The sequence below is a fragment of the Flavihumibacter sp. CACIAM 22H1 genome (genome assembly GCF_001601815.1).
Classification (GTDB): domain Bacteria; phylum Bacteroidota; class Bacteroidia; order Chitinophagales; family Chitinophagaceae; genus Flavihumibacter.
The window spans coordinates 1-6,381 of the sequence record NZ_LUKG01000057.1 but is presented as its reverse complement, the minus strand read 5'-3'; the positions used below and the strand labels follow the sequence as shown (position 1 = coordinate 6,381).

The window sequence follows — 6,381 nt, the reverse complement described above, 5'->3', positions numbered from 1 at the left end:
TTGGCCAACTGCATAGCCAATCAACATGCTGAAACTTATCCAGCCTATTTTTTCATAGGCAATACCTAAATCTATTGCCAATAACTTTGATGCCCAGCCGAAATTATGCCTGCCTGTATAAAAAAACAGGTAACACAACATGGTTAAGGCCAGCATTCGCCATTGGTACTTGACTTTCTTTTGCATGATCAGTAAAAGCGAATCCCGACGCGAAACGGTTTGTTTTTGACCGCATATTCAAATGCCTGTTCGGCCTGCCTTAGCGTAAATTCCTTTTCCACCACTTTGTCAAATGGATAGCGTTGCCAGTTTCGTTTCATGAAATCAAAGGCATTACGAAAATCGTCGTAATTGTAATTATGTAATCCTTTGATAGTAATGAGACTACGGATGATTTTTTCCGCGTTAAGCTGCAGGGGTCTCGTATTAAAAACGGCTCCCACCCAAACCGCAGATCCCCCGATTGCTAAAACCTCCACTCCCAGCTCCATTGCTTCCGGAGAGCCACTCATGTCAAAAACAACATCCACTCCGTTTCTTGGCAACAAGGCCTTTAATTCCTCTGCAAGACGAGTAGCATTACCGTTCATATGAAACAATTGATCGGCACCAAAATGAAGAGCTTCTTCAAGGCGTTCCGTGGCAATGTCCACCGCCCCAATCCAATCAGCGCCCGCCTCCCGGCACATGGCGGCACAGGTAATACCCAGGTGTCCCATACCCGTTATCAGAACTGTTTTATCCTTGAGGTCGCCAGCCAGGCGCAAAGCACCTGCTACCGTAGAAACAGAACAATTAAGCGTTGCTGCAATCGGCAGCGGCATTTCTTCCGGAATTTTAAGAATTTCCGTATGCGATTTAAGAATGCAGTATTCTGCCAATCCGCCATGAAAAGCATCACCTTCCTTCACCAATGCATGGCCGTATTTAAACAAGCTATCTCCTTTTTGTGGTATTCCGGCAATGGAATTGGGAGATAAGGGGTTGCTTGAAAAAATTGACCAGGTAATGGTATCGCCTACAGCTATCTTTTTTCCTTTAAGATCATACCCCAGGTGTGCAGAATCAATGGCTAAAATTTCACCTACAATTTCATGGCCCAAAACAGTGGGACAGGTTTCCTGCCGCAAACCGCAAAAAGTGTGCAGATCACTGCCACAAAGTGTGGTATAGAGATTCCGGATCAATAATTCACCGGATTTTAAAGAAGGAACTACCTGGCTCGCCAGTTCCAGCTCTTTACCTGCTCCATGAAAAATGGCAAGTTGCCCTTGTAATTCCTGATTTTCCTGCTTCATATTGTATTACCAACCGGGGTTTTGTGCCAATTTCGGATTTAATACTATTTCTCCTGTAGGAATGGGGAACAGATAATTCCGGTTTGGATTAAAGTTATAGCCATTTGATAAAGCGCCTACATTTTTAAACAATTCAATATATCCCTGTTCATCCACCGGATAAGGATTCAGCAGACTGGCTGCTACTTGTCCTTCCCACTGTGCTTTTTTTGCACCTTTAGGTTTCCATCCCTTTATTTTTTGACCGGCTACGGCCCAGCGAAACAGGTCGTCGTGCCGGAAACCCTCACAGGCCAGCTCAATCCGACGCTCTCTTCTGATTTCGTTAAGCAAAGGGCTTAGCTGAGGAAATTCCTGTTTAGGATCAGTAGGTATCGACGCCATATTCAGTATTGGCATACCCACCCGCTGACGTAATAAATTCACTGTTTTATTCAAATCCTCCTGTGACAGGGTACCTAATTCCGCTTTTGCTTCTGCGTTGATCAATAATGCCTCTGCATACCGGAAATAAATAACCGCCGTTATACCCTGCTCGGCATTAAACTGCTGGGCGTATTCGGGGTTATGTCCTTTATAAACCTGGTATCCGGTTGCAGGTTTGTTTTCATTGGCAAGTCCAAATGAAGGAACCGTAAAAAGAATATTCGGCAAACCACCTGGCTGGCTACTGGTAATAAAATGATTACCGTCTGGCAGATATATGGTTTGGGCAAGCCTTGGATCGCGGTCAGTGGCAACATCCAGCAGCGTGGCATCGCCTTTATAAAGCGGGCTTGTTGAAATAGGTAATCCATCTTTACTGAGATAGGCATCCACCAGATCTTTTGTTAAACCACGTGCTGCGCCGGTATTGGTATATCGATGCCAGTTGTGTGCAATGCCCAATACAGCATCAAAGCGGCGCCAGAACATAATTTCATTGCTTCCTGAATAATTAGACTGGTTGAATAAACGCCAGTACCCATCGGGTGATCCGGCATTGTCGAGTCGATGAACATTGGATGCCATCAGGGCATTGGTTAACTCCACCGCTTTTGTGAAGAACGGATCACCATTTTGCCCGCTTACTCCAAAGGGAGTTCCGGCATGGTATTTTTCCCAACTTCCTTCATAAAGTGCTATCCTTGCAGCAAAAATCATTGCAGCTTCCTTAGTTAGACGATTTGCTTCTGCTTTTGATTTCGTTGGCAGGTATTCAATGGCTTTATCAAGGTCGGAAAGAATAGAATCCACAACAATGTTTCTCTTTAACCGTTCGTTGTACAATTCTTCTGAGTCCGTAAAAAGTGGTTTATTAATCCAGGGCAGGTCGCCAAACCGTTTAAGCATGTCAAAATAAAACCAGGAACGGAAGAAATACGCTTCTCCTACATAGGTTTTGACATTATCCCAGGGATCCTGCACTTTTTGATAATTTGTAAGAAAGTAATTGATCGTACGCAGATTTCCCCAAGCCCATCCACCTCCACTGGCAGGAACAACACCTTCTCCGTTCATTGTTGTGTTGTAACCGTTGTAAATCATATTATCACTGCCTTCATCTGCATCCAGTCCATATATTCCGATGGTACCAAATCCCCGATAGGCAGGCAGCAGGGCATAGAAGTTATTCGTATATAATTTCAGATCATTGCTGGTTTTCCAGAAATCAGCATCGCTGATATTGCTTTGAGGTGTTTGTTCCAGCAATTCTTTATTACAGGCTGTACCGATTATCAGCAAAGCGGTACAGAATATATAAATCGGTTTCATAAATGTTCAGTTTAAAAGATCAAAAAGTGAGGTTAATTCCGGTTGAAATGGTTCTTTGTAAAGGATAGATTTTTCCATCAGAAATAGACAATTCCGGATCCATGGTTTTCTGGAGTTTGGTAATGGTGAAAAGATTATCAACACTTACATAAAGACGGGCTTTGGAAATTTTGACACGGTCCGTGATAGCAGCAGGAATACTATAGCCCAGTTGCAGGTTTTTAAGACGCAGGTAGGCTGCATTTTGCAAATAGCGGGTTTGAGTTTGTTGATTTTTATTTACCTCTCCACTCATATAAAACTTTGGAAAATAGCCATTGGGATTAGCTGGTGTCCACCGGTCTTTATGAACTGTAAAGGGAGATCCCTGCCACTCACTGTCAACTACGCCCCAGAAATAATTGGAGCCGATCCAGGCATCGCGTTTGGCAATTCCCTGTACAAAAACCTGTACGTCAAATCCTTTCCAGTTTGCTTCCAGGTTCAGGCCAAAGGCATAACGGGGCGTATTATTTCCAATAATCCGGCGATCACCGGAACTATCAACCGTATTGTTACCAAAATCAATTACCTCATCTCCATTTAAATCGCGGTATTGCACATCTCCGGCGCCCCAGTTTCCACCATAAATACGTTTCTGATTAGGTGCCTTTGAAGCATCTTCATTAGTAGAAAATAACCCTTCGGATGTATACCCCCAGATCTCTCCCATGCTCAACCCTTCATACCAGGTACTTAGTAGTTTATTGGGATTGGGATATCTGGTAACTTTTCCCCGGTAATCACTTAAAACCCCTCGGATACCATAACCAAAATCGCCTATCTGATCAGCCCATTTCAGGGTCAGTTCAAAACCGCGCGTTTCCATTGCTGCATTATTGGTGGTAGGAGGCGTTGTTCCTAATACTGCCGGCACAGCCTGAGATGGTCCGGCAAAATCTTCGGATTTACGAATAAACCATTCAAAGGAACCGGATAACCGGTTATTCAGAAAACTAGCATCTACCCCAAAATTGAGTGTTGAAGTAGTTATCCAGGTCAGATTAGGATTAATCAGGGAAGGCTGACTAACTGCTGCCTGTTGGCTACCCCCAAAGAGCCATGCTGTACTACGCGGAGCAATGGTAACCAGATTAGGATAAAATGGATAATAGTTGTTTTGCAAAAAGGACTGATCTCCCAGTGATCCATAACTGGCTCGGAGCTTAAAGCTATTGATGTATTGGTCGATCGGTTTCCAGAAAGATTCCTTAGACAGTACCCAACCGGCTGAAATACCCGGATAAAACTTCCAGCGAACATCAGACAAAAAGCGGGAGGAACCATCATATCGACCCGTTAATTCCAGCAGGTATTTATCGTCGTAAGAATAATTGAATCGTCCGAATATTCCCTCCGACCCAAGTTTGCGGATCAGATCAGTTACGGAAGGCGCTGTAGAATAGGTTAAGGAAAGAGAAGGGATATTATCGGAGTAAAGTTGCTGGTTACCGGCCCCAAATGACTGGTAATTCCAGCTTTCGCGTACATATCCTCCCAACAAACGAAAATCATGTAATCCGAAACTTTTTTCATAGGAACTAAACAGGTTGAATATCTGATGTTCCGAACGAACCGAAGACCGGTTAAAAGAACTTGGATTGGTTCCACTTAATACCGAGGAGGAACCATCTGGTAAAATATGATAGAGTGTTTTATAATGCGAAGAGCCATCGGTATAATTTCCATCAAGTGTGTAATTTGAGGTCAGGTTCCAGCCTTTCGCCAGTTTAAAAACCAATTCTCCGGTTAATAAGGCAAAATCGGTAGTGGTGATATTTCTTCCCCCCTCCTCATGCAACATGATATCACTCTGTTGCGAATAATTTCCATCGGGATTATACAATGCCACAGAAGGCCATTTCCTGGCAATCTGGTGCATATAATTTCCACCGGTACGGGTGCTGTAGGTATTGGGTGTATTGAATTTTTCCCTGGAAAGTGAGCTGCGGAGATTCACTGTCAGCCAGGTATTAACAGCTGTGCTAAGGTTGGCCCTGAGGTTAAATCGACGGAATTTTTCATCTCCAAAATTGTAGAGCCCATTTTTTTCCAGGTAACCAAGTCCCATATAATAGGTTGTGCCACCTGTGCCTCCGTTTACCCCGAGATTATGTTGCTGGCTAAATACATTGTCTGCAAAATAAATTTTAAACCAATCATGATTGGCATTCGCATTTCCCCAGGAATCCCAGGCATTGGTATTGGGTACCTGAACCGTTTCTGTACCTAATTGTCCGGCCTGATAAGCTTTGATGCGGGCAATGGCATCTTCTGAATAAACAGGTCCCCTACCTGCATTAATAAATGCATCGTTATAAATTTCGGCAAACTCCAACGAATTCAACATTTTCGGCAGATTAATCGGACTTGCCCAGTTAAGGTTGTTATTGTAGGTTAATACAGGCGCTTTCCCTTTCGATCCTTTTTTTGTTGAGATCAGCAATACGCCATACGGAGCACTGGAACCATAAATTGCACTTGCTGCAGCGTCTTTAATTACCGAAACACTTTCGATGTCTGCGGGATTAATTGAATTAAGATCACCGCCCTGAACACCATCTATAACAACAAGTGGTGCACCAGCAATACCAAATCCTGTATAGCCCCTTATATTAATGGATGGCAGGGCATTGGGTGCACCACCACTTGTATTGGTTGTTACATTCAGGTTACCGATTACACCCTGAAGTGCCTGACCAATATTATTAACCGGGCGATTTTGAAGTGTTTTGCCCGAAACCTGGTCAACGGCTCCGGTTAAATTGGCTTTTTTCTGTGTACCGTACGCTACCACCACTGCTTCTTCTAATTCTGCGGCACTGGTCTCCAACGAAAATTCAGCCTGATCCAATTGATTTATGACCAGGTTACGGGTTTTGTAACCAATTGCCGAAATCTGTAGCTGGTCTCCTTTTTTGGCGGGGATCCGGAATTTCCCCAAGGCGTCCGTTACTACGGTCTGGTTCTGGGATTTGTTTTGTAGGGTTACTCCGGCAATAGGCTCACCCGAAGCATTCCTGATAACCCCCTCTAATACAGAGAGTTGGTAAACACCTTTGTTACCTGCACCTGTTTGGTGGGTAAAATTTGCCTCCCCACTTGCTGAAGCCAGCAAGAACATGGTTAAAAAGGCCTGATAAATTTGCATAGCAGTTGATTTTGTACTAATTATTTCCTTAAACGAAATTATATTTCCTATGGATAAATTTAGTTAACAAATCATTACGGAATTATTAATTCAGGAAATTATTTTTCCTGACAGGAAATTATTTATTCGTAAATTGGC

Annotated in this window: 4 protein-coding genes; all 4 read right to left on the bottom strand. The window is 43.4% G+C overall.

The features are described from left to right. Nucleotides 1-186 (bottom strand): hypothetical protein (locus tag A1D16_RS14730; RefSeq protein WP_290710836.1); only part of this gene is annotated, 186 nt, incomplete at its 3' end. A gap of 2 nt (nucleotides 187-188) precedes the next feature. Continuing rightward, complete coding sequence (locus A1D16_RS14725; protein ID WP_290710835.1) at nucleotides 189-1,298, bottom strand: zinc-binding dehydrogenase; 1,110 nt, start codon at nucleotides 1,296-1,298, stop codon at nucleotides 189-191. Between the two features lie 6 nt (nucleotides 1,299-1,304). Then, entirely contained in the window at nucleotides 1,305-3,053 is a 1,749-nt protein-coding gene (locus tag A1D16_RS14720) for a RagB/SusD family nutrient uptake outer membrane protein (protein WP_290710833.1), read from the bottom strand. 19 nt (nucleotides 3,054-3,072) lie between these two features. Continuing rightward, nucleotides 3,073-6,243: a TonB-dependent receptor gene (locus tag A1D16_RS14715; RefSeq protein ID WP_290710831.1), complete on the bottom strand. Its 3,171-nt coding sequence runs from the start codon at nucleotides 6,241-6,243 to the stop codon at nucleotides 3,073-3,075. Between the last annotated feature and the right edge of the window lie 138 nt (nucleotides 6,244-6,381).